This is a genomic window from Roseiarcus fermentans (genome assembly GCF_003315135.1).
Taxonomy (GTDB): Bacteria; Pseudomonadota; Alphaproteobacteria; order Rhizobiales; family Beijerinckiaceae; genus Roseiarcus; species Roseiarcus fermentans.
Map to the genome: position 1 here is coordinate 32,998 of NZ_QNRK01000012.1, position 21,622 is coordinate 54,619.

Annotated in this window: 20 protein-coding genes and 1 pseudogene; 20 read left to right on the top strand and 1 reads right to left on the bottom strand. The window is 67.3% G+C overall.

What is annotated here, in order from left to right:
• Positions 1-679 precede the first annotated feature (679 nt).
• Complete coding sequence (locus DFR50_RS12120; protein ID WP_113889477.1) at positions 680-937, bottom strand: hypothetical protein; 258 nt, start codon at positions 935-937, stop codon at positions 680-682.
• A gap of 237 nt (positions 938-1,174) precedes the next feature.
• On the opposite strand from DFR50_RS12120, the gene DFR50_RS12125 reads away from it, so the two are divergent.
• The 20 genes and pseudogenes from DFR50_RS12125 to DFR50_RS12225 all read left to right on the top strand — a co-directional run bounded on the left by DFR50_RS12125 (position 1,175) and on the right by DFR50_RS12225 (position 21,568).
• Positions 1,175-2,125 (top strand): DUF3991 and TOPRIM domain-containing protein, encoded by a 951-nt coding sequence (locus DFR50_RS12125; protein WP_113889478.1) that lies wholly within the window; start codon positions 1,175-1,177, stop codon positions 2,123-2,125.
• Positions 2,122-2,820, top strand: a complete 699-nt coding sequence (locus DFR50_RS12130) for a phosphohydrolase (RefSeq protein WP_210208872.1) — start codon at positions 2,122-2,124, stop codon at positions 2,818-2,820. Before DFR50_RS12125 ends, DFR50_RS12130 begins: the two co-directional genes overlap by 4 nt.
• Positions 2,807-4,957, top strand: a complete 2,151-nt coding sequence (locus tag DFR50_RS12135; protein ID WP_113889479.1) for an ATP-dependent helicase — start codon at positions 2,807-2,809, stop codon at positions 4,955-4,957. Before DFR50_RS12130 ends, DFR50_RS12135 begins: the two co-directional genes overlap by 14 nt.
• 387 nt (positions 4,958-5,344) lie before the next feature.
• Positions 5,345-5,722: pseudogene (locus DFR50_RS12145) on the top strand (TSCPD domain-containing protein); the annotation flags it as partial.
• Positions 5,723-5,845: 123 nt separating this feature from the next.
• Positions 5,846-6,094: a WGR domain-containing protein gene (locus DFR50_RS12150; RefSeq protein ID WP_245427681.1), complete on the top strand. Its 249-nt coding sequence runs from the start codon at positions 5,846-5,848 to the stop codon at positions 6,092-6,094.
• 378 nt (positions 6,095-6,472) lie between these two features.
• Complete coding sequence (locus tag DFR50_RS12155) at positions 6,473-7,027, top strand: helix-turn-helix domain-containing protein (RefSeq protein ID WP_113889481.1); 555 nt, start codon at positions 6,473-6,475, stop codon at positions 7,025-7,027.
• Between the two features lie 215 nt (positions 7,028-7,242).
• Positions 7,243-7,653, top strand: a complete 411-nt coding sequence (locus DFR50_RS12160; RefSeq protein ID WP_113889482.1) for a hypothetical protein — start codon at positions 7,243-7,245, stop codon at positions 7,651-7,653.
• Positions 7,650-8,144, top strand: a complete 495-nt coding sequence (locus DFR50_RS12165; RefSeq protein WP_113889483.1) for a hypothetical protein — start codon at positions 7,650-7,652, stop codon at positions 8,142-8,144. The genes DFR50_RS12160 and DFR50_RS12165 overlap by 4 nt, the downstream gene beginning before the upstream one ends.
• A 335-nt stretch (positions 8,145-8,479) precedes the next feature.
• Positions 8,480-9,430, top strand: a complete 951-nt coding sequence (locus tag DFR50_RS12170) for an ArdC family protein (protein WP_113889484.1) — start codon at positions 8,480-8,482, stop codon at positions 9,428-9,430.
• 83 nt (positions 9,431-9,513) lie between these two features.
• Positions 9,514-9,780 (top strand): hypothetical protein, encoded by a 267-nt coding sequence (locus DFR50_RS12175; RefSeq protein WP_113889485.1) that lies wholly within the window; start codon positions 9,514-9,516, stop codon positions 9,778-9,780.
• Between the two features lie 25 nt (positions 9,781-9,805).
• Positions 9,806-10,153 (top strand): hypothetical protein, encoded by a 348-nt coding sequence (locus tag DFR50_RS12180; RefSeq protein ID WP_113889486.1) that lies wholly within the window; start codon positions 9,806-9,808, stop codon positions 10,151-10,153.
• On the top strand, positions 10,150-10,518 hold the full coding sequence (locus DFR50_RS12185; RefSeq protein WP_113889487.1) for a hypothetical protein: 369 nt from the start codon (positions 10,150-10,152) through the stop codon (positions 10,516-10,518). The genes DFR50_RS12180 and DFR50_RS12185 overlap by 4 nt, the downstream gene beginning before the upstream one ends.
• Positions 10,519-10,785: 267 nt before the next feature.
• Positions 10,786-11,766 (top strand): hypothetical protein, encoded by a 981-nt coding sequence (locus DFR50_RS12190; protein ID WP_113889488.1) that lies wholly within the window; start codon positions 10,786-10,788, stop codon positions 11,764-11,766.
• A gap of 452 nt (positions 11,767-12,218) precedes the next feature.
• Positions 12,219-12,632 carry a DUF3085 domain-containing protein gene (locus DFR50_RS12195; protein ID WP_113889489.1) on the top strand — a complete coding sequence of 138 codons (414 nt, stop codon included), beginning with the start codon at positions 12,219-12,221 and terminating at the stop codon, positions 12,630-12,632.
• Positions 12,629-12,856, top strand: coding sequence for a hypothetical protein (locus DFR50_RS12200; protein ID WP_113889490.1), 228 nt, complete (start codon positions 12,629-12,631; stop codon positions 12,854-12,856). The genes DFR50_RS12195 and DFR50_RS12200 overlap by 4 nt, the downstream gene beginning before the upstream one ends.
• A gap of 245 nt (positions 12,857-13,101) precedes the next feature.
• On the top strand, positions 13,102-14,040 hold the full coding sequence (locus tag DFR50_RS12205; protein ID WP_113889491.1) for a Mom family adenine methylcarbamoylation protein: 939 nt from the start codon (positions 13,102-13,104) through the stop codon (positions 14,038-14,040).
• A 451-nt stretch (positions 14,041-14,491) separates the two neighbouring features.
• Positions 14,492-14,848 carry a hypothetical protein gene (locus tag DFR50_RS12215; protein ID WP_113889493.1) on the top strand — a complete coding sequence of 119 codons (357 nt, stop codon included), beginning with the start codon at positions 14,492-14,494 and terminating at the stop codon, positions 14,846-14,848.
• A 470-nt stretch (positions 14,849-15,318) separates the two neighbouring features.
• Entirely contained in the window at positions 15,319-15,894 is a 576-nt protein-coding gene (locus DFR50_RS12220) for a hypothetical protein (RefSeq protein ID WP_113889494.1), read from the top strand.
• Positions 15,891-16,295, top strand: a complete 405-nt coding sequence (locus DFR50_RS31375; RefSeq protein WP_147262740.1) for a hypothetical protein — start codon at positions 15,891-15,893, stop codon at positions 16,293-16,295. Before DFR50_RS12220 ends, DFR50_RS31375 begins: the two co-directional genes overlap by 4 nt.
• Before the next feature lie 173 nt (positions 16,296-16,468).
• On the top strand, positions 16,469-21,568 hold the full coding sequence (locus tag DFR50_RS12225) for a lactate dehydrogenase (RefSeq protein WP_113889495.1): 5,100 nt from the start codon (positions 16,469-16,471) through the stop codon (positions 21,566-21,568).
• Positions 21,569-21,622 lie beyond the last annotated feature (54 nt).

Sequence of the window (21,622 nt, forward strand, 5' to 3'; positions counted from 1 at the left end):
GATGAGAGTTCGGTCGTTGACGGAAGCTGAGGCCGGCACGGCGTCGAAAGTGATCGGAATCTGGGCCCTGCGTTTTGTCTTTGGGCGCGGCGCTGGAACGCTGGAGTTTTGGACGACCTGATTCGACGCCGGCGTGGCCTCGTCTGCTGAAACGGCTATCCCGTCGATGGGCGGCCCGATGCACCGAGCCGGCTCAACTGGCGCAACGTTCCACGACCGCGCCGCCGGGTCGCAGGGGACTTCCAACGTCGGCGTCGACTGCGAGCCCTGCACTCTTCTCGGGCGCCCCGGTCGCGGCCTCAGCGTTCGCGCAATTGGATCCGACGCGGCCGGGGGCTCGACGAGGCTTTGAAGAATGCGACCCGTTGTAAGTGGGGCGGCGACTTCAACGGAGGGCTGAATTGGACTCTTGGGCGGCATGAAGATAGCTGACGCAAGATGATGAGAAGCACTGCGGAGTGCAGTGGGCCGGATCTTAGGCGCCATCGATTGAACTTCGCTCGAGCTTGTCGATTTGCCAGCAGATCGCGATCGATGCCGAACTTCGACGGTGAACGACGGTTTGGCGCGTCTCAATGAGGCTCTCAATCAATTGATGGAGGCGATAATTCAGCTCGCAAAATAACTTGCGAGCCAAAACGCGGTAGCTCAATACGCTACACCAACAGCAAAGACAAGCTTAGTTCGGCCGCGTCCGACTCGCCGCGAGCGCCGAGTCGCCCCCCTGCCCCTGCGACTGGCGCCAGGCGTCCGGCGAGACTCCGAGCGCCGCCTGGGCGAGGTTCGCCGCATCGACGAACTCGCCCGTCCTCTCGGTCGGCTTGAGGGATCGGCTACTCGGAGGCGGTCGCGGTCCCGCCAGGTGGCGCTTGCCGGTCATGGCCCAGATGAAGCGCGCCGCCCGAGCCGCGCCGTGACGATAGCTATCCTCGCCCATGCCGGAGCCGAGGATTTCCTGTTCGCGCCAACGCCCTCGAACCTCGTCCTGAAGAGCGAGGGAGAGAAGGATGGCTACCGCTTGCGCCGGCCGCGCCGACAAGGGTTCGTCGCAGGCTCCCGCGCGTTCCGCGCGCCCTTGCAGCGCGACCGCCTCGCGGTCGGCGGGAAGGGCAGGGGCGAGGACCAGCCCAAGTCCAGACAGCCCAGCTCCTGCATCCGAACGCGAGGAGCGACCATGAGCGATTCCGAAATCGAAGACTTGCGCGACAAGGTGCATTGCGCCGTCGTGCTCGAGCGCACGCCGCCGCCCTGGAGGCTCGACCGGAAGGAGAGCACGAAGCTCAGCCTGAAGTATCGCCGCGGGAAGGGCGAGATCCTGATCGTCAGCCACGGCGGACGCGGCTGGTGGGACCCTATGAGCGACGCCAAGGGCGACGTCTTCGGGCTTGTCCAGAGGCTGGAGCCGGGGATCAATTTCGGCCATGTCCGCAAGCGCCTGCGCGAATTCGCAGGGCTGTCGCCGGCCTTTCCGATCGCCGAGAGGGCAGGGCGACGCAAGGACCCCGATCGGCCTGTGCCCCTGCGCTGGGCGGATCGGAAGCCCGTGTGGCCGGGTTCTCCGACGTGGCGGTATCTTGCGCGAAAGCGATTCCTGCCGACGATGACCATCGAGGCGGCTTCGGGCGCCGGAGTCTTGCGGGAAGGTCCGGCCGGCAGCGCCTGGTTCGCTCATTTCGACAACGACGGCGTCGTCGCCCATGTCGACGTGCGCGGCCCGACGTACAAAGGCTCCCTCACCGGCGGATCGAAGTCGCTCTTCCGGTTGCCCCCGGCCGCCACAACCCGGCCACGGCTCGTTCTCGCCGAGGCGGCGATCGACACGCTGAGCGTCGCCGGGCTCGAGCGCCTTCGTGGCGACACGCTCTACGCCGCGACCGGCGGCGGGATGGGACCGGGCACGATCGCCGCGCTCGAGGCGCTGATCGCCGAGATGGCGGCGCTCCCCGACGCTCTCCTCTGCAGCGCCGCGGACGCCAACGACGCAGGCGACCGGTATGCAGAGCGTCACCGATCGGCGGCGGAAAAATTCGGGGTGGGTTTCGCGTGGCTACGGCCTCCCATCGAAGGCGGCGACTGGAACGACGTCTTGCGCGCCCGCGCCGCGAGCCGGGGAGGCAAGTCATGACTGCGATCACGAAGGGAGCGCCGCGGGCCTTCGTGCTCTTGCGGTCCCGCCGTCGCCTCGACCTTCTCGATCCCGATCCCGAGGCCTGGACCGACGAAGACCTCGCCGGGGGTCTCTCGCGCACCATGCGATGGGGCGGGGCGTCGCAATGGGAGCACCCGCTCTCCGTCGCCCAACATAGCCTCACCGTGCTGGCGATCCGGGAGGCGGACGGAGCGCTGACCGCGGGGGAGGGGCTTCGCGAGCTCCTGCACGACGCCACGGAATTCATGCTGGGCTGGGACTGCATCACCCCGCTCAAGGCGCAACTGGGCGAGCCGTTTCGCGCCCTCGAGGCCCGCCTGCAGACCGCGATCGACGCGCGCTACCGATTGCCGCGATGGACGCCCGAAGACTACGCGCTCCACAAGCGGGCGGACCGGCTCGCCGCGGCTTCCGAGGCAATGCACGTCGTCGGCTGGAGCCGGGTCGAGATGCGCAAGACCCTCGGCATCGCGGAGACTCCGCTCGTTCACGACCCACTCTCGCCATGCGCCTTCGCGCCGTGGGAGCCCTGGCCCCCGCGCGTCGCCGAGCGGCTCTTCCTCGAGCGGTTCCATGCCCTCGACCACGCTCATCGGTCCGAGCTTCGAAAGCTGGAGCCAGAGCTCCGATCTTCTCTCGTTCTCACAGGAGCCGAACATGCCGCTTCCTGACGATATCCCCGGATACGACGTCGACCCGGGCGGTGACGCTGCGGCTTACGACGAATGGGCGGCGCTCGCGGCCGAACCGGCTCACCCGCCCCACGATCATCAGCAACGCGAGGCCGGCGATTGTCGGACTTCCTTCGACGCGATTGCCGCGACCCTGACGACGACCCAGATGAGGGCCGCTTCTCACCCCGGATCGATCCTCGTGCTGGCGGGAGCGGGGACCGGCAAGACATCGACGCTGACCGCAGCCGTCGCCCACCGGGTCGCCGTCGACGGCGTCCCGCCTCATCGCGTCCTGGCCGCCACCTTCACCAACAAGGCCGCAGCGGAAATGGCGGGCCGGATCCGCGTCGCCCTCGGTCCGGACGCCGCTCCCCATTGGCTCGGCACGTTTCATGGGCTCGCCGCCCGCCAGCTGCGCGCCTCTCCCGAAGTCGCCTCCTTGCGCGACAATTTCGACATCCTCGACGCCGACGACTCCCGCCGGATTCTCCGCCGCGTCATGAAGGCGCTGAACTTCGCGGCCGACGAAGACGACGGCGGCAAGCGCGACCCGGTCAAGATCGTGGCGGGGCACATCGGCAGGTTCAAGGACCTCCTGATGACGCCGAGAGCTGCGTCCGCCCACGTCGAAAATCGGATCGGCGAAGCAAACCGTCTCCATGCCGCGATCGACGCTGCCGGACTGACCGCGGCGGCGAATGTGTACCCCGAATATCAAGCGCGCCTGCGGGAAGCGAACGCCGCCGACTTCGGCGACCTTCTGCTATGGCCGACCCTCGCTCTGGTCAACGACGCCGACTACCGTGCGCGATGGGCGGGCAGATTCGACTGGGTCCATGCGGACGAGTACCAGGACGTCAATTTCGCCCAATACACTTGGCTGAAGACGCTCGCGTCCCATGGGCGTCGCATGTTCGTCGTCGGCGACGACGACCAGTCGATCTACGGCTGGCGCGGCGCCGACGTCACCTTCATCCGGCGCTTCAAGCTCGACTTTCCCGATGCCGTCGATATTCGCCTCGAGGAGAATTTCCGCTCGACCGGCCACATCCTCGCGGCCGCCAACGCGATCATCGCAGAGGACAAGGCGCGCTTCGGGAAGACGCTCTTCACCCGGAAAGGGCAGGGGGCGCCGGTCGAGCTCATGAGCTTCCGCGACGGCGAGAACGAAGCGGCCGGCCTCGCCGAGGCGCTGATCCTCCGCAAAGGGGAGGGCGCCCGCTGGTCGGAGATGGCCGTCCTCTACCGGAACAACTTCCTGTCGCGCGCCTTCGAGGAAGCCCTGTTGCGCGCGAAAATCCCGTATCGCCTCGTCGGCGATGTCGGCTTCTACGCGCGCGCCGAGATCAAGGACGCGCTGGCGCTCCTTCGACTCGCGGCCATGCCCGACGATCGCCAGTCGGACGAGGCCTTCCGGCGCGTCATCAACGAGCCGCGACGCGGGTTTGGCGCCAAGGCGATCGAGATCCTCGAACGCGACGCGAGCTTCTTCGGCGTCTCGCTGCTCAAGGCCGTCGAGACAGCGGCGCTTCCCCCGAAGACCCGGGAAGCAGGCCTCCAATTCGTCGACCAGATTCGCGCCGTCGCCGGCGACACGACGCTGACGCTCGCCGACCAGCTTTCCCTGTTGCTCGATCGGACGGGCTATCGCGCCATGCTGCGGGCGAGCAGGGCCGAGAACATGGAGCCAAAGCTCGAGAACCTCGGGGAGCTCCTCGACATCGTCGGCGGCTTTCACAGCGCCCGGGAGTTCCTCGATCACGCTGCGCTCGCGACGAGCCGCGAAAGGGAAGGGGACGAGGACGCCGTCAGCCTGATGACCTTGCACAAGGCCAAGGGGCTCGAGTTCCCGCACGTCTTCCTGCCCGCCTTCGAGGCCGGAATTCTTCCGTCGAGCTACGGCGAGATCGACGAAGAGCGCCGCCTCGCCTATGTCGGCCTGACCCGCGGCATGCGTCGGGTTCGCATCTCCTGGGCGCTCTATCGCCGCGGGCCGGCCGAACCGTCGCCGTTCCTCGACGCCATCCCCGAAGGCTCGCGAGTGTTCCTCTCCCGCCCCGACCCCAGACATCTCTCCCCGCAAGCGAAAGCGGGCCTGCGACACATCGCCGGCCGGCTGCATCGCCGCGGCTGAGAGAGGGCAGGGGGCGGCAATGCGATCGCTGTTCGATCGTTTCTCCTCCGATGAACCCGCAGCGCCGGCGGCGCCGGCGACGCCGATCCTCCGTGCGGACGGGCAGCGAGCCTGCGCCGTTTGCGGCGAGCCGGCGCCGTTCGGATTCGGCGTGCGCCTTCTTCACAACCGCGAAGGGCGATGGGCCTGCAGGGACCACCGCGAGGCGGTCGAAGCGATGAGGGAGACCAACCCATGACCATGGACCACGATACCGTCACTGATCGTTGCGACACGCTCGAACTCGAGGAGGTCGCTTCGCGCGCTCCGCACGACTCCGGCGCAGACGAGAGCCCAGAAACCGAAGGGCAGGGCGGCGCCGCCACTCACGACGGCGGACTTCCGCATCGAGAACGCCTCCCCAATCGGCGGCGCGGCTACACCCAGAAGGCGCGGGTCGGAGGGCAGAAAATCTACCTCAGAACCGGAAACTACGCCGACGGCCGCCTCGGCGAGATCTTCATCGACATGCACAAGGAAGGCGCGACCTTCCGGTCGCTCATGAACAACTTCGCGATCGCCGTCTCGCTCGGCCTGCAGCACGGCGTCCCGCTCGAGAAATTCGTGGACGTCTTCAGGGGCGCCCGCTTCGAACCCGCAGGCCTTGTCGAAGGCAACGAAAGAATCGAACACGCGACCTCGATCCTCGACTACATCTTTCGCGAGCTGGCCATCTCCTATCTCGGCCGCGACGACCTCGCGACGGATCAATCCGAGGAAGCCGGTCTCGAATGACCGAAAGGTTAGGCCGCCGGCGCCGACGATCCATCGCGATCGGGAATCGATCCCGATCCGTCGATTCCTACAATTCATTTGACGCAATAGTCATATTCGCTGTCTGTTCCCGCCATGCCCCAAGACGCCCTCGACGCCATGCTCCTCGAGAAGGTCGATCCCGCCAAGGGAATGGCGCGGTTCTATGTGATCTCGGTCGAGCCGACGCTCTTTCCTGAGACCGCGCTCGTGCGCCGGTGGGGCCGGATCGGAACGGCGGGACGACAGCGCATCGAACTCCATCCGTCGCCTCGGTCGGCCGGCGACGCTCTTCGCAGGTGGCTTCGCCGCAAGATCCGCCGCGGATACATCCCGAGAGGGTGATCTCGCCTCAAGTCGCTGCGAGGACGTGCAGTGCGCTCGCGACCGTGCGGGAAGTCAAGGCTGGCAAGGGGCCGGCTTCGGGACGGACCTGCGGTTCGCAGGCTCGCTCAAGCTCATCGCCGGCGCAGCGTTACGAACTCATCCCCGAGGACGAAAAAGCAATTCCTGTTCGCGCAGACGCCGAAGACGCTTCGGTGAGAGACGGAGAGCGAACGGAATGGCTACCGCTAGCGCCGATCGCGCAACAAGAGTTCGTCGCGACGCTCCCGCGCGTTCCGCGCGCCCTTGCAGCGCGACCGGTTCGCGGTCGCTCCGGTCGACGGCAGGAAGCTCCCAAGGGCTTGAAAGTCGAACCTGCCGGAACCCGAGACGAGACCAATGACGATCTATCCCAGCGAGCCCAAGAGCGCGGCCGAGATGATCGCGCGATACCGCGACGTGAAGCGCCGGCTCAATACCCCTGCGCCGACAGTGCGGTCTGAAGAGATCGCTCTCAAGGATCTTGAGACCATCGTTGTCTTCGTTCTCGCCGTCGCCGCCGTGACGCGCGTTCGCAACCGCGAGGCCGCGAGGCGCGCCGATCTCCTTTCGCTGCTCCACGCGCCGGTCACTACGCCGGTCATTACGCCGGGCAGCGCGGCGAAAGCGGAGCTCCGCGCCGTCTCGGAGAAGACAGGCGTTCCCATAAAGGCCATCCTCGGACGAGAGCGGGTCGCCAACGTCGCGGCCGCCCGTCACGAGGCGGTCTGGCGGGTTCATCAGGTCACCCGCTGGTCGTTGCCGCGGGTCGGCCGCTTCTTCGGGGACCGAGACCACACCACGGTTCTGAACTCGCTCCGGCGCATGGAAGAGAAAGCGGCCCTCGACCCGGAGCTCAGCGCCTGCATGACGCGGGTCCGCGAGCGGGGAAGGGAACGGATCTCTTCCCACTGACGCCTCGAGCGGGAGTCAGGCGCGCCGGCGAGTCTCTCGAAGCAAGAGCATCGACGAGAACCGACAGGCCGCATTTCGAGGCGCGAACGAGCGCGCCGGCTATCGCATCCCGGCGGCCCGCGACAAGGGTTGGGCCGGGCGCTTCGCGCCCTTGCCGCGGCCGCCGGGATGCGAGGCGCAAGAGGCTGTTTCCGTTCAAGGAGGACGACAGCCCAATGCGAACCTCGAGAATCGATTCCGCCGGGAGGACCCCGCGCACGAGGACCACCACGCTCGACCTCTTCCGCCACGACATGCGCAAGCTCACGGTTTACGGGCTTCCGCTCAATCCGCTCTCGGCGCTCGATCAGCTCGCCGGCGCGTCTTTCTGCGTCTCCTACGGGACGCGCGACAAGCTGAACCGGCAGCTCGACGACGCCATCCGCCTCGTCGGAGAGGACCAGATCCTGCTCGTCGACAACGGTGCCTTCGGCATGCACAAGCGGGGCGTCGACGCCCGCGACGAAGCCTACCTCGAAGATTACGAACGCTGGGCGCAGGCCATTCTCGACCGCTGCCCGCACGCGATCGCCGTGATCCTGACGTCATCGAAGGCGCCGAGACCGAGAATAGGGACCTCGTCATGACGACGATGCTCGACTACGAGCGCGCGATGCCGATCTGGCACATGCACGAAAGCATCGACACCCTCATCCACCTCTGCGAGAGCCCGTTCAACTACCTTGGGTTCGGGTCGAGCGGCGAATTCTGGAAGGTCGGAACCGGCAAGTGGGCGCGCCGGATCGACGAGGCCTTCGCCGCAATCGACCGCTGGGAGTGCGAGAGCGAAGGCGCCTACATCCGGCCTCGCATCCACATGATGCGCGCGCAGTCGAAGGCCCATCTCTTCCCGTTCGATTCGAGCGACAGCTGCAACGTCGCCATCAACCACAACCGCTACCGCGGCGAGGGCGGCGACTGGCTCCGGCGGCGCGCTCTCTTCGTCGACGAGCGCGTCCAGGGGAGCGCCGGCCCGGAGGCCGAGCACCAGGTCAAGAGGCCGTTGCTCGAGCATCTGGAGACGGCGCGCTGGCGCGCCTCGTTCTGGGAAGGCGTCCGCAGTGGCCGTGACTTCTGACTGGCTCGCTCGCGCGCTCCGGCTGCGCGCCAACACCCGGACGCGGTCGTCGGCCCACGCCGCCGCGTTCAAGCCCTGAATTGCGCCGGGCCTCGACATGACCGTGCCTGCGGCCCGCGACGAGCCGGGCTGCTCGACCTGCCGGTCTCACGGGCGAAGACGAGAGAGAGCACTGCGAGAGGGAAGGGGAGGACGAAAGAGAGGCGCCGGCTATCGCATCCCGTCCGCCGCGGCAAGGGTCTGGCCGGGCGCTTCGCGCCCTTGCCGCGGCGGACGGGATGCGACGCGCGAGGGGCTGTTTCCGATCGAACCATCGAGAAAGGAAAAGCCCGAAAATGAGACCCTTCAAACACGAATCCGCACGGCGCGACCATTATCAGGAGCTGACCGAGGCGGTGATCGCCAAGCTCGAAGAGGGGACGCCCCCCTGGCGCAGGCCCTGGGACCCGAGCAAATGCGCCGCCGCCACGAGCCCGATGAACCCCGTCACGGGACGCTCGTACCGCGGCGTCAACGCGCTCGCGCTCGCCCTCTCGCCGCTCGCCTTCGCCGGCGACCCGCGCTGGATGACTTATCGCCAGGCCGGGGAGCGCGGCTGGCAGGTGCGCAAGGGCGAGAAGGGCGCGATCGTGTTCTTCTACAAGAAGCTCGAACTCCGCGACCGCCAAGGCGACGACGACGAGCGCCGCACGATCCCGCTCCTGCGCGCCTACACGGTCTTCCACGCCTCGCAAATCGACGGCGTGCCGGAACTCGGGGCGCCGATGGCCGCGAGACCCGTCCCCGAGCGGATCGCCGACGCCGACCTCATCGTGAAGGCGAGCGGCGTGCGGGTCGAGATCGGCGGAGACCGCGCGTACTACGCCCCCGCGAGCGACCACATTCGCATGCCGCCGGATGAAGCTTTCGAGAGTCCGGCCGCAAGGTCAGCAACGGTTCTGCATGAATTAGGACACGCGAGCGGGGCGCCACACCGTCTCAACCGCGATCTTTCCGGCCGATTCGGAGATACGGCGTACTCGCGCGAAGAACTCCGGGCGGAATTGGCGAGCTATTTCGTCGGAAGCGCACTCGACCTGCCTTGCGACGTACCGAATCACGTAAGCTATATTCAGTCTTGGATCAAGGTGCTCAAATCCGACACGCGGGAAATCTTCCGCGCCGCGGCGGACGCGAGCCGCATCGCCGACTGGATCCTCTCTCATCACCCAGACCATGGCGAGAGCCGCGACCCGGCGAGCGAGGACGAGCCCTCACCCGCGCCGACCGAAGCCCTGGCCGCCTGACCCAAGGCTCCGCCATCGACGACGAGATCGGCCGCGTCGTGCGACGCGGGCGACCCGCGCGAACGCAGAAGGGAGAACACCTCATGTCCGAAATGAAGCCGCGCGGATCGCGGTTCGAGCGAGGCTTCCGCCTCGGGTCGGAGGGCGAAGACGGGACGCATCTCCGCGACACATCCGGATGGCCTTACTCGATCTACCTTCAGGACGACAGTGTCGGCGGGTGCGACGCCGTGCTCTGCCACGGCATCCAGAACCTGAGCGACGCCGAGCACCTGCTCGCCGTCTGCAACGGCGCCGAACACCCCGCGATCAAGAGCTCCCTGCAGGTGTTCGCCTGGGCGAAGCCCTGACGGCGGCGGGAACGGAGGCAGCCCCATGCAAAAATTCAGGATGATCGAGATCGGCTACGACGAGTTCCGGGACGCCTGCGAGGTCCTGCCGCCAGCCATCATGCTGCATGACGGCTTCCTGCTCGGCGAGCCCTACAGCGACGGCCCGTGCTCGATCCTGAACAGGCAAGACACGGTCTGGTGGGCCTACTTCGGGCCCGGCCACGAAGGCGCGCAGCACTTCAAGGCCGACACGCCCCTGACGAAGACGGAGTTCCGCGAGGCGATCCGCCTCCTGCGCGCCGGCCAGGGCGGGACGTTCGCGGGGAGGGAGGAAGCCGATCGAGATCGAAGACTCAACCAAAACGGACATCAGCAAGGAGACGCAACGTGAAATACTCGATCTGGTACATGCGTCCCGAATGGTTCGGGGAAGGGATCTCCGGCGCAAGGCCGGACCCGAAGAACCTCGAGGCGACCCACGTCCACCTGAAGGACATCCACGAGTTCGCCCAAACAAGCCCGCTCGAAGCCATCTACCGCGCCATGCAGGGCGAGGTCTGGTCGCCCAGGGGCGAGGCGCGCGGCCTGATCCGCTCGAAGGGCCTCGAGCACACGTCGATGAGCGTCGGCGACATCATCGTTCCCGAGGACAGCGGCCAGGTCTTCATCGTCGCGTCGTTCGGCTTCGAGGAGGTCACCGCGCCCCGGACCGTCGCGGAAGCCTTCGCCGCACGGAAGTCGGAACCCGCCCGGTAACTCAATCCGACTGAAACTGATCGGGAACAGGAGGTCGGAGCCGGAGAGGCCAGCAGGATCCGGGTGCGGGTCAAAGGGAGTTGGCGTCTACGCGTGCCGCGCACCTCGAACGCTTCAACCGTCGCCCTGCGGAGCCCCTGAGAGAGCCGCAGTCCGAGACCGCACGCCTCAGACCGACTGTCTTCGAAAGCGTGAGCGTCAGCGCGGTCCGGCCGCCCAAGGCGACCGGACGACGCGGGCGATCCTGCCCTGCGAGCGGAGATGAGAATGGGATCGACAATCACTGTCGGCAAGCACGCCGCGGCGTTTCGCGCCGCCGACGGGCTCGTCTATTTCGCCCTCTACGAAAAAACGTACGAGAGCAACGTGTCGCCGAAGACGCCGCGCTGGAGCTGCATCCATTTCGGGACGCTCGACTCCGCCATCCAGCGCATCTTCGACTTCGGCGGCTCGTGCGAAGGCGGAATGCTCTGCGGGCCGGCCAGGCGGCAGATTCTGCCGGAGACCTACATCGGCCACTGGCTCAAGCTCATGAAGGCGCCGCACGCCATGCCGGATCGCCGCGTCACACTGAGGACAGGCGACGGATTCGCCAACGCCTTCTCGGGCGAGACCTGCGCCCGCGGCGCAGACGCCTTCAATCAGGCCGGCTTCGGCTTCATCGCCGACGAGATCGCGCAGGGAAAAGCAGCTTCGCCCGATCTCCACGCCTACGCCGGACCCCTGGCGCGTCTATGGGCCGACAAGATCGTGCACCCGTGGCGGATCATCGAGGACGGTCCCTGCCTGGACTCCACGACCGCTCCCAGCCTCGGCTACAACCCAACGCCGGCACGAGCCTTCACCGTCCGCCAGGTCGAAGCGTACAAGGCGGATGAGAACAATATCCTCATGCGCGACGCCGACGGCAGCTGGCGGATCGCCGGCTGGGCCTATTCGATCGTGGGCGACTACGTGAGGAGCCTCGCCGCCGAAGAGCAGAGTCTGCCTGGCTCTTACCGGACACGGATCGAAGCGTTGCGCGCCGCGCTCGAAGCCGCGCCCCCTCTGCCGGAGGGAACGACCGTCACGATCAACCCCGGCGAGTGGACGTGGCGGTGCAGCGACGAGTTTCGGGCGCTGATGGCCGGATCGGAGCCCTTCACGGTGCCGGCGCAGATCGCGCTCGAGAACTGCATCACCTTCGCAAAGCCCGATCGGGTGACCTGGAGCCTGCCGGGCGAGCAGGCCCTGATTGCCGCGGAATAGGGCCGCGTGTCGGGGGCGGGCGTGCTCGCTTTCGCTGAAGCCGAGAGCCGCTGAAGGGAGAAAAGCAAATCGGTCTACGACCAGTGGAGGTCCTACCCGGACGCAACCTGGCGGTTCCGGTCCATCCGCAATCGGAAAACGAAGCCTACGCGCCGAGCCTGACACGCTCGATGTCGCCGCCGCAGCGCGGAGCGCGTCGAACGGGAAGCCGCGGGAATCGCGTGCGAGCGGGAGCAGGCGGCATAGATCGCAACGAACGTGAACACGGTCGGAGCACGCAAGACGACCTGCCAGCCGCCGACGCGCCGCGCAAGGGTCCAGCCGGGCGCTTCGCGCCCTTGCGCGGCGCGCCGCCGGCCCGCCGTCCGAGGATGTGTTTCAGGAAGTCCTGAACCCACGAACGCAACGACGATGGAGACATCGCCATCGAAACTCGCAGCAGGGAAAGACCAATGTCACGACTTGTCTTCAAGGCGGAGGATCTCCGCCGAATCGTCACGCACGCGCTCGCGGCGCCGAGCCATTCCGTAGGCTACGGCGGCGTCAAAGGCGACGTCATCCTCGTCCACGATCAGGGCGTCTACCTGATGAGCGCCGGCCAGCCGCGCGACCTCATCAGCGAAGGCGGCGTCTCGAGCTACGTGGCCTACGCTGAGGGCTGCGACCCCGGCAAGGACTCGGCCTGGTGGGAGAGGGCGCGCGAGCTCGTCGGCGGCGACGACTTCGGCGAGCATTTTCCTTGGGCGAAGGCGATCGGCGCGGCCATCGACGCCGGCGCGACGACCGTCGCCATCAACATCACCCAAGAGAGCATCTCTCTCGTCGCATTCGGTTCGAACTCTTGCCTCGGGGAGCGCGCGTCGTGATCCTGACCACCCACCCCCAGCGCGTCTCGATCAAGCGCAAACACGAGCAGCTCGTCTCGACCTTCGTGGAGCGGATCAGGCGCGGCGAGCGCCCCGCCCTCCCCCCGACCTATCGGGAGTTCCGCGCGACCGTGCAGCCCACCTTCGGCTGCGACGGCGCGGTTGTCGTGAAGTGGTGCGGCATGTGGGTCTGCATCGAACGTGACGGCTACGCCCACACCTGACGCCCAGCGCCACGATGTTCCTGTTGCCGGACGAGTAACGACTAGCTGACATGGCTCGCCGGAGCGATCCGGCGGGCTGAAATCCCCGCTCCCGTCGGCGCCCCTTGCGCGCAGATGTGGACGCTCGAGCGCCCGAGAGCGCGACGGGCGCCGTTGACCACACGGCCGCCGGCCGAACCGCCGACTCCCCCCACGCACTCCGACTCACGACGGCCCAGCCACACCGAACGGAGGCTCGATCCCCCATGCCCTTCGCCGTGCCCTATCTCGATCTCACCCTTGCCTGCCAGCGTCACACGTTCAAACGCACGACCTATCAGACGGCGCGCCCGCCCTTCGATCCCTCGCGCTTCGGCGTCGAGCCGATCGAAACGGCTGTCGCGCGCAGCTTTGTCGAGACGCATCACTACAGCGGAACGTTTCCGGTCGAGATCGCCTCGTACGGGCTCTTCGAGTCGAAGCCGAACGCGCGCGCCACCCTGGTCGGGGTCGCGGTCTTCTCGATCCCTGTGAACACGCCGAGGACGCTCAGCGGCCTCCTCAAACCCGGACAGGCGGTCTCGGACCTCGGCCGCTTCATCCTCAACGATCATGTCCTCGCCAACGCGGAGACCTGGTTCCTGGCGCGCGCTTTGAAGGCGCTGCGGCGCGACCGCACCCTTGCCGACGGCAAGACGCCACGGTTTCCGTTCAGCACATCCTATTCCGACCCCTGCCCGCGCCTGGGGGTCGACCGGATCATCTTTCCCGGCCACGTCGGCGCGATCTACCAGGCGAGCAATGCCCTCTATACCGGTCGGTCGCGAGCGCGTGTCCTCTGCCTCACCCGCTCCGGCATCGCCATCTCCGACCGCGCGCTCTCGAAACTGCGCGCCGACGACAATGACGCGCGCCACGTCTACGCGCAGCTTCGCGATCACGGCGCGCCGCAGCTCGAGCCCGGCGAAACGGGCGCGCGCTACCTCGCCCGGGCCCTCGCCGACGGCCCGTTCCGCCGCGTCCGACATCGCGGCAATCACCGCTACGTCCTCCTCCCGCCGACCCATGCCCTTCGCCGGAAGATCGTCGGCGCGTTTCCGACGCTCGAATACCCGAAGCGCACCGATCCCCCGCCGGAGACCGACCCTCGACCCCCTCGCGTCGACGAGGACATCAGCGAGGACGCACACGGGAGGGCGCAATGACGGTCGCGAGCGCGCCCTTCGGCGACGATCCGATCGTCGTGGCGTACGGCGCCGGGGTCGACAGCACCGCAATGCTGGTGGGCCTTCATTGTCTCGGGGTCAGGCCGGCAATGCTCATGTTCGCCGACACAGGGCCGGCGCTGCATCTACCTTCGCCTGCGCTCTCCCGTTCGCCCCGGAGCGTCCCGCGATCGACGGTGCCCTCGCCGTTGCGATCGACGCCGAGGCCGCAGCCTGGGCCTCGTTCTTCGACGTCACCGACGAGGCCGGGATCGAGGGCCGTCGCCAGCTCATGCGGGCCAACGCGCACGTCGGATACCTCGCCCCGCTCGTCCCGTTCCTGCCGCGCCCCCTTCGGCAGCGGCGGAAGGATCGAGACGAGTGGCGACAGTGACGCGCTTCGCGCGACCGCTGTCGAAGACAACCGCCCCAAACTCGAAGGAGGTTTCCAATGAAGCAGTACAGCACAGAGGTCACATGGCTCGTGCCGGAATATGTGACCCTGACCGTCAAGGCGGAGACGCCGCAGGAAGCGATGGAAAAGGCGCTTGCGGAGGTTGCGCTCGATCCAGATCGATTTCCGCGGAAGCTCGACTACGACACCTGCGGCCCGGACGCCGTCACGGGCCTCTGGAAGGGACCCGAGGCCTATGCCGACGCCAGGGAGCTCGACCTTCCCCGGACGCCGACCCAGACTCTGGAAGCCGCGATCGCGGCCGTCGTCCAAGAGGCGCGTGCCGGGGCGGCGGCGCCGCCCGAGATCCATGCGCTCATCGAGGCGTTCGACGCCTGGAGAGAGGCGCGCTGATTTGGACCGAGACCCATGAGAGCTCGCTCGAGCCCCATGGTCGTCACCCACCCGAAGGAAATCAGTGCCATGCCGAAGATCAAGATGATCTGCCCCTATTGCGGCAGCGACGACGTCACCCGCGACGCGCTCGCGCGCTGGAGCGTCCCCGAACAGAAATGGGAGGTCTCGAGCGAGCTCGACACCATGCAATGCGAGGCCTGCGGTCGGGAGATCGGACCCGACGGCTTCGACACGGCGCCCGTCGAAGCCGACACCCGCGACATCGGGCTCGCCGTTCGCGATTTCCTCGAAGGGCGAACGCTCTCGATCCGTCGGGACAACGAGGACGGCGGGACCCTCGATCCCGGTCGCCGACGCCGCCGTCGACGCGATCGACGCCTCCGATCCGAACAACCTGATCGTCGTGCTGGACAACGGACAGCGCTTCACCCTGCGCGTCATCGCCGGCGCCTGACTGGAGGTACTTCATGGCCAAGCAACTCACCCTCGACGAACTCATCGAAGCCGCCGACCGTGCAAGGCTCCCGACGGCGAAGCCAATCATGCGCGCGATCGAGAGCCTCGCGATGGCGCTCGGCGTCGATCTCGCAGACAGGCTCGGCGTCCTCTGCGGCGAAGCCCGGTTCGACTCCCTCGACGGTCTCACGATCCCGTTTCATGCGAGAACGAAATGGCAACGGTGCCCCGAAGCCTTGTCCGAGTTCAATCCCGACGAATGGGACGAGGGGCCACAGTCCCAAGCGACCGAACCGCGCGACGAGACTTCGCCCGCGGCCGCGGAGACGACGGCGATGTTCGTCGCCCGCTACGAGAATCGCCACGGCGAAGCCGTCACGCGCGTCTTCGCGACGACAACGCTCGCTCGAGACTGGAAGAACGCGATCGGCCGCGACAACTGGGACGCGGTCCGCGACGGCCCACGGCCGGAAGAGGTCGGCGACGCATGGTTCGACCTGCAGGCTGACCGCGGCTCGGAGAGCTTCTCGATCGAACCCTGTACCCTCGAGCTCTCGCTTGCGGCTCCTCAGGGAGGCGCGCCATGATCCGCCCCTGCCCTTGCGGCTCCGGCCTCCCGAGCTGGTGGGAGCACGACGCCCGCGGCATCCCGCTCGCCCGCGTATGCGACGCCTGCATCGACCAGAAGCTCGCAGCGTACCGGCCGGAGATCCTGACCGACCCGGCCTACCTGGCTGACGAGCCGATCGAAGACGACGACTTAAAGGCGGACAGCGCCCGGAATCGTGGTCCTCGACGACAGGACGACCTGACGGCGTCTTCAAGAGAAGGGACACCCGAGACAGAGATGCAAATGGGAACTGCCAGCCGCCGCCACGGCTGGCAAGGGTCGGGCCGGGCGCTTCGCGCCCTTGCCAGCCCCGTCGGCGGCCGGCCGGGGAGATCGGGTTCTTCGGAAGAGTCCGAATGCGGAAAGGAAGCCCGATGAACGACCGACGAGAAGCCGACACAAGACCCCGGTCCGATCGCGGCTGAGCCGCGCCTCCTCGACCTCCCCTCCCCTCCCTTCCTGCGTGCGAACTCGACTCGTACCGAAGCGCCCTGCCCCGCTCCGGACCCACGAGGACTCGCGCGCTTTTTCGTTTCGAAGAGGCCTCGCCCATGGACCACGACCAGTTCTCCCTGCCCTTCCTCGACACGACCAGCCTCGGCGGCGGTTTCGGCCTTTACGGCGGATCGTCGGCGCCGAAGCGGTCCCCGAAGTCCGCCCCGACGCGCGAGGACGCGGAGCTGTTCGACCCGCCGGTTTTCGAACCCGCGACGTCCGACGAGACCCCGATCCCGACGCCGGCCGTCGCCGCGCAGGATTACCAGCTCGCCGGAGATCGCCGTCTTGGCCAGACCTGGAAAGAGCGCGCCGAGGACAATCTCGCCGCGATCCGCCTCATGACGGCGATCCAGGCCGAAGGCCGCCACGCCCGTCCGGACGAGCAGGAGCGCCTCGCCAGATTCGTGGCCTTCGGCGCCTCGGATGTCGCAGACAAAGTCTTCCGCCGCGTCGACCAGGATTTCGAACGGGCATGGGAGGAGATCGGCCTCGAGCTCGAACAGGCCGTCTCGCGCGAGGACCTCGCAAGCCTGAAGCGCGCGACGCAATACGCCCATTTCACACCCGAGTTCATCGTCCGGGCCATCTGGCGGGCGCTTCGCCGTATGGGCTTTTCCGGCGGGCGCGTCCTCGAGCCCGGCTGCGGGACGGGGCTCTTCTTCGCGCTTTCGCCAGAGCCGCTGTCCGGCAAGCTCGCGCTGACGGGTGTCGAAATGGACGCAACGACCGCCCGGATCGCAAGACTCCTCTATCCGAACGCCCGCATCCGCCACGAGGATTTCACGAAGGCGCGATTGCCCGAGCTCTACGATCTCGCGATCGGTAATCCGCCCTTCTCCGACCGCACCGTGCGCGCCGACGATCCGGCCGGGGCGCTCAGCCTCTCCCTGCACGACTTTTTTCTCGCACGCTCCGTCGAGCGGCTGAGGCCCGGCGGCCTCGCAGCGTTCGTGACCTCGCGCTGGACGATGGACAAGATCGATGGAAAGGCGCGCGAGCACATCGCAGCCATGGCCGATCTCGTCGGCGCCGTGCGGCTCCCCGAAGGCGCAATGCACGACCGCGCAGGAACGGACGTCGTCGTCGACATCCTCTTCCTTCAGAGGCGGGACGCAGGAGCAGCGCCTGCCGGCGCGTCCTGGGACAGCCTGTCCGAAGCCGTGCCGGCCGAGGACGGCGACCCGGCGCTCTCGATCAACCGATACTTCGTTGAGCACCCCGAAATGGCGCTCGGAACCCATGCGCGAACCACGAGCGCCTACGGGCCAGTCTATACCCTGAAGCCGGTCATTTCGACGGAAGGTGCGCTCTCGGATCTCCTGGCGGAAGCCCTCGACCGCCTTCCGCGCGACCTCTTCAAACCGGCCGCGGCCCTCCCGAAGCCGTCGTTCGAATCGAAGGTCCGGGTCGGCACGGCCGCAGACGGCGCCGCAATCAAGGAAGGCAGCTATCTCGTCCATGAAGGCCACCTTGTCCAGATCGTCGCCGGCGAGCCGCAGCCGATCGCCGTGCGCGACGGCAGGGGAACCGAGGGCATCCCCGCAAAGCACGCCCGCATCATCCGCGGCCTCATCGCCGTTCGCGACGCCGTCCGCGAGGTTCTGCGCACGCAGGCCAACGACGAGCCCTGGGGCTCGGCGCAGATCCGGCTGCGCTCGGCCTACGCGCTCTTTGTGCGCAACTTCGGCCCGATCAACCTGACGACGATCAGCCACACCGTGACCGCAGAGGGCGACACGCGAGAAACCTTCCGTCGGCCGAACCTTCAGCCCTTCCTCGACGATCCCGACGTCTGGCTCGTCGCCTCGATCGAGGACTACGACCTCGAAAGCGGAACGGCGAAACACGGACCGATCTTCCGCGAACGGGTGCTCCATCCCGAGACGACGCCGCTGATCGAGACGGCCCAGGACGCGCTCGCCGTCACGTTGCACGAGACCGCCCTCGTCGACCTCGACCGCATCGCCGAGCTTCTCGGCCGCTCGCGCGAGACGGCCATCGCGAACTTAGGCGAGCGCATCTTCCTCGATCCCGAACCGAGCGTCGCCATGAACCGCGACGTCTGGGTGACGGCCGACGCCTATCTCTCGGGCAAGGTCCGCGACAAGCTCACGGCGGCGCGCGCCGCCGCGGCGCTCGATCCACGATATCGGCGCAATGTCGACGCGCTCGAGAAGACCCTGCCCGAAGACCTGAAGCCGTCCGACATCACCGCCCGCCTCGGCGCGCCGTGGATTCCGGCCGACGTCGTCGCCGCCTTCTCGGAGGAGGTCCTCGGCGTCAGGACGCCCGTCTATCACACGGTCGAGATCGCGTGCTGGTCGATCAATGTCCACGCCTTCGTGCCGATCGCCAGCTCCTCGACCGATTGGGGCACGGCCCGTCGCCACGCCGGCGAACTCCTCACGGACGCTTTGAACGCCTCCCTGCCCCAGATCTACGACGAGTTCGAGGAAGACGGGGTCAAGAAGCGGGTGCTGAACGCCTCGGACACCGAGGCCGCCAAGGACAAGCTCGCGAAGATCAAGGCGGCGTTCGAAACCTGGGTGTGGAAGGACTTCGAACGCGCCGAGCGCCTCGCCCGCATCTACAACGACCGCTTCAACAATCTCGTCCCCCGACACTTCGACGGGTCGCATCTGACGATTCCCGGCGCCTCGAGCGTCATCAGCTTCTACGCCCACCAGAAGCGCGTCATCTGGCGGATCGTCGCCTCGGGGACGACCTATGTCGCCCACGCGGTCGGGGCCGGAAAGACCTTCTCGCTGGCGGCTGCGATCATGGAGCAGAAGCGGCTCGGCCTCATCACCAAGGCCATGATGGTCGTACCCGGCCATTGCCTCGCCCAGGCGTCGCGCGAATTCCTCCAGCTCTACCCGACGGCCCGCATCCTGGTCGCCGACGAAACCAACTTCGTCAAGGACAAGCGCCAACGCTTCCTCGCCCGCGCCGCGACCGCGCAATGGGACTGCATCATCATCACCCACTCCGCGTTCAAGTTCATCCCCGCCCCGGCCGAATTCGAGCGCGCGCTGATCACACGGCAGATGCAATCCTATTCCGATCTCCTCGAGCGGATCGACGGGGCCGACCGGCTTTCGCGAAAGCGCATCGAGCGCATGAAGGAAGGCCTCGAGGAGGATCTCGAGCGGCTGAAATCGCGCAAGGACGACATGATCACGATCGCCGAGCTCGGCGTCGACCAGCTGATCGTCGACGAGATGCAGGAGTTCCGGAAGCTCTCGTTCGCGACCAACCAGACGACCCTGAAGGGCATCGATCCGGACGGCTCGCAACGGGCCTGGGACCTCTACGTCAAGGTCCGCTTCATCGACATGACCGTGAACCCCGGCCGGGCGCTGATCGCGGCCTCCGGCACGCCGATCACGAATTCGCTCGCCGAGCTCTTCACGCTCCAGCGCTTCATCCAGCCGGACGCTCTCGCCGAGCGCGGCATCCAGGAGTTCGACGCCTGGGCGGCGAGTTTCGGCGAGACCAGGACTGAGCTCGAGTTGCAGCCCTCCGGCCTCTACAAGCCCGTCACCCGGTTCTGCGAGTTCGTCAACGTGCCGGACCTCATGGCTATCTATCGCATGGCGACCGACGTCGTGCTCAAGTCCGATCTTCGCCAGTATCTGAAGCTCCCGGCGATCGCCGGCGGGCGCAGGCAGATCGTCGCCGCCCCGGCGAGCGACGCCTTCCTCGCCTACCAGCGCCGTCTCGCAGAGCGGATCAAGGCGATCGAGGCGCGGACCGGCAAGCCGGTCAAGGGCGACGACATCCTGCTCTCCGTCATCACCGACGGCCGGCACGCCGCGATCGACCTGCGCTTCGTTGGCCCGGACAACGACAACGATCCTTCGAACAAGTTGAACGCGCTGATCGACACCGTTCATCGCATATGGGAACAAACAGCGAACATTCGCTATACCCGCCTCGACGGCGTCCCCTACGCTCTCCCCGGCGCAGCCCAGATGATCTTCTCCGATCTCGGCACGCTCGCCGCCGAGGAGACGCGCGGGTTCTCCGCCTATCGCTGGATCAAGGATTCACTGATCGCGCGCGGCGTGCCGGCGAGCCAGGTCGCGTTCATGCAGGACACCAAGAAGTCCTCGGCGAAGCAGCAGCTCTTCAACGCCGTGAACGCCGGCCAGATCCGCGTGCTGATCGGCTCGTCCGAAACAATGGGGACCGGGGTCAACGCCCAGCGTCGCCTCAAGGCGCTCCACCATCTCGACGTTCCGTGGCTCCCCTCGCAGATCGAGCAGCGCGAGGGCCGGATCGAGCGCCAGGGCAACGAGAACGACGAGATCGAGCTCTACGCCTACGCCACCAAGCGCAGCGTTGACGCAACCGGATGGCAGATCCTCGAACGGAAGGCCCGCTTCATCGACGCGGCCATGTCCGGCGACCGCTCGGTTCGACGGATCGAGGACGCCGGCTCGCAGGCGAACCAGTTCGCTCTCGCCAAGGCCATCGCCTCGGGCGACGAACGGCTCATGCGCAAGGCCGGGCTCGCGTCCGAAATCGCCCGGCTCGAGCGCCTGCGTGACAGCCATTTCGACGATCAGTTCGCCATCCGGCGCAAGATCGGCTTCGGCGAAAAGCGGCTCGAGGAGGCGACCCGTAGAATCGAGGCGATCACGCAGGATCTCGCCAGGCGCATCCCGACGCGGGGCGAGGCTTTCGTCATGACGATCGGCGATCGGCCCTTCGCCGAACGCAAGCGCGCGGGCGAGGCGCTGATTGCGGTTGCCCGAAAGATGAAGCCGACGAAACCGGGGGCCGTCGTGCCGATCGCCGCGATCGGCGGCTTCGCGGTCGTCGTCAGGACGGGCTATTTCGACGACATCGAGATCAGGCTCGACCGCGCCGCCGCCGGGACCGACGCCATCCCTCTCGACAAGGATGCGACGCCGCTCGGCCTCGTCTCGCGCATCGAATCCGCGCTCGCCAGGTTCGATCTCGAGCTCGCCGAAGAGCGCCGCACGGCGGCCGAGGTCTCCGGGTGGCTCCCCGGCTTCAAGGCGAGGCTCGGCGACGCCTTCCCGCATGAGGCGGAGCTCGAGGAGAAACGCGCCGAAATGGCGGAGCTAGACGCGTCGCTCGCGGCCGCCACTGACGCGCCGAATCCGGATCGCGCCGAGGCGTGATCCGGGATCCTGGATCTCGGCGACCCCGCCTGAGGACCCGTCGCCGCCCCGACG

Excerpts from the sequence above, each read along its gene's own strand:
- DFR50_RS12120 (WP_113889477.1), bottom strand. The coding sequence starts at position 937 with ATGGGCGAGGATAGCTATCGTCACGGCGCGGCTCGGGCGGCGCGCTTC.
- DFR50_RS12125 (WP_113889478.1), top strand. The coding sequence starts at position 1,175 with ATGAGCGATTCCGAAATCGAAGACTTGCGCGACAAGGTGCATTGCGCC.
- DFR50_RS12130 (WP_210208872.1), top strand. The coding sequence starts at position 2,122 with ATGACTGCGATCACGAAGGGAGCGCCGCGGGCCTTCGTGCTCTTGCGG.
- DFR50_RS12135 (WP_113889479.1), top strand. The coding sequence starts at position 2,807 with ATGCCGCTTCCTGACGATATCCCCGGATACGACGTCGACCCGGGCGGT.
- DFR50_RS12150 (WP_245427681.1), top strand. The coding sequence starts at position 5,846 with ATGCCCCAAGACGCCCTCGACGCCATGCTCCTCGAGAAGGTCGATCCC.
- DFR50_RS12155 (WP_113889481.1), top strand. The coding sequence starts at position 6,473 with ATGACGATCTATCCCAGCGAGCCCAAGAGCGCGGCCGAGATGATCGCG.
- DFR50_RS12160 (WP_113889482.1), top strand. The coding sequence starts at position 7,243 with ATGCGAACCTCGAGAATCGATTCCGCCGGGAGGACCCCGCGCACGAGG.
- DFR50_RS12165 (WP_113889483.1), top strand. The coding sequence starts at position 7,650 with ATGACGACGATGCTCGACTACGAGCGCGCGATGCCGATCTGGCACATG.
- DFR50_RS12170 (WP_113889484.1), top strand. The coding sequence starts at position 8,480 with ATGAGACCCTTCAAACACGAATCCGCACGGCGCGACCATTATCAGGAG.
- DFR50_RS12175 (WP_113889485.1), top strand. The coding sequence starts at position 9,514 with ATGTCCGAAATGAAGCCGCGCGGATCGCGGTTCGAGCGAGGCTTCCGC.
- DFR50_RS12180 (WP_113889486.1), top strand. The coding sequence starts at position 9,806 with ATGCAAAAATTCAGGATGATCGAGATCGGCTACGACGAGTTCCGGGAC.
- DFR50_RS12190 (WP_113889488.1), top strand. The coding sequence starts at position 10,786 with ATGGGATCGACAATCACTGTCGGCAAGCACGCCGCGGCGTTTCGCGCC.
- DFR50_RS12195 (WP_113889489.1), top strand. The coding sequence starts at position 12,219 with ATGTCACGACTTGTCTTCAAGGCGGAGGATCTCCGCCGAATCGTCACG.
- DFR50_RS12205 (WP_113889491.1), top strand. The coding sequence starts at position 13,102 with ATGCCCTTCGCCGTGCCCTATCTCGATCTCACCCTTGCCTGCCAGCGT.
- DFR50_RS12215 (WP_113889493.1), top strand. The coding sequence starts at position 14,492 with ATGAAGCAGTACAGCACAGAGGTCACATGGCTCGTGCCGGAATATGTG.
- DFR50_RS12220 (WP_113889494.1), top strand. The coding sequence starts at position 15,319 with ATGGCCAAGCAACTCACCCTCGACGAACTCATCGAAGCCGCCGACCGT.
- DFR50_RS31375 (WP_147262740.1), top strand. The coding sequence starts at position 15,891 with ATGATCCGCCCCTGCCCTTGCGGCTCCGGCCTCCCGAGCTGGTGGGAG.
- DFR50_RS12225 (WP_113889495.1), top strand. The coding sequence starts at position 16,469 with ATGGACCACGACCAGTTCTCCCTGCCCTTCCTCGACACGACCAGCCTC.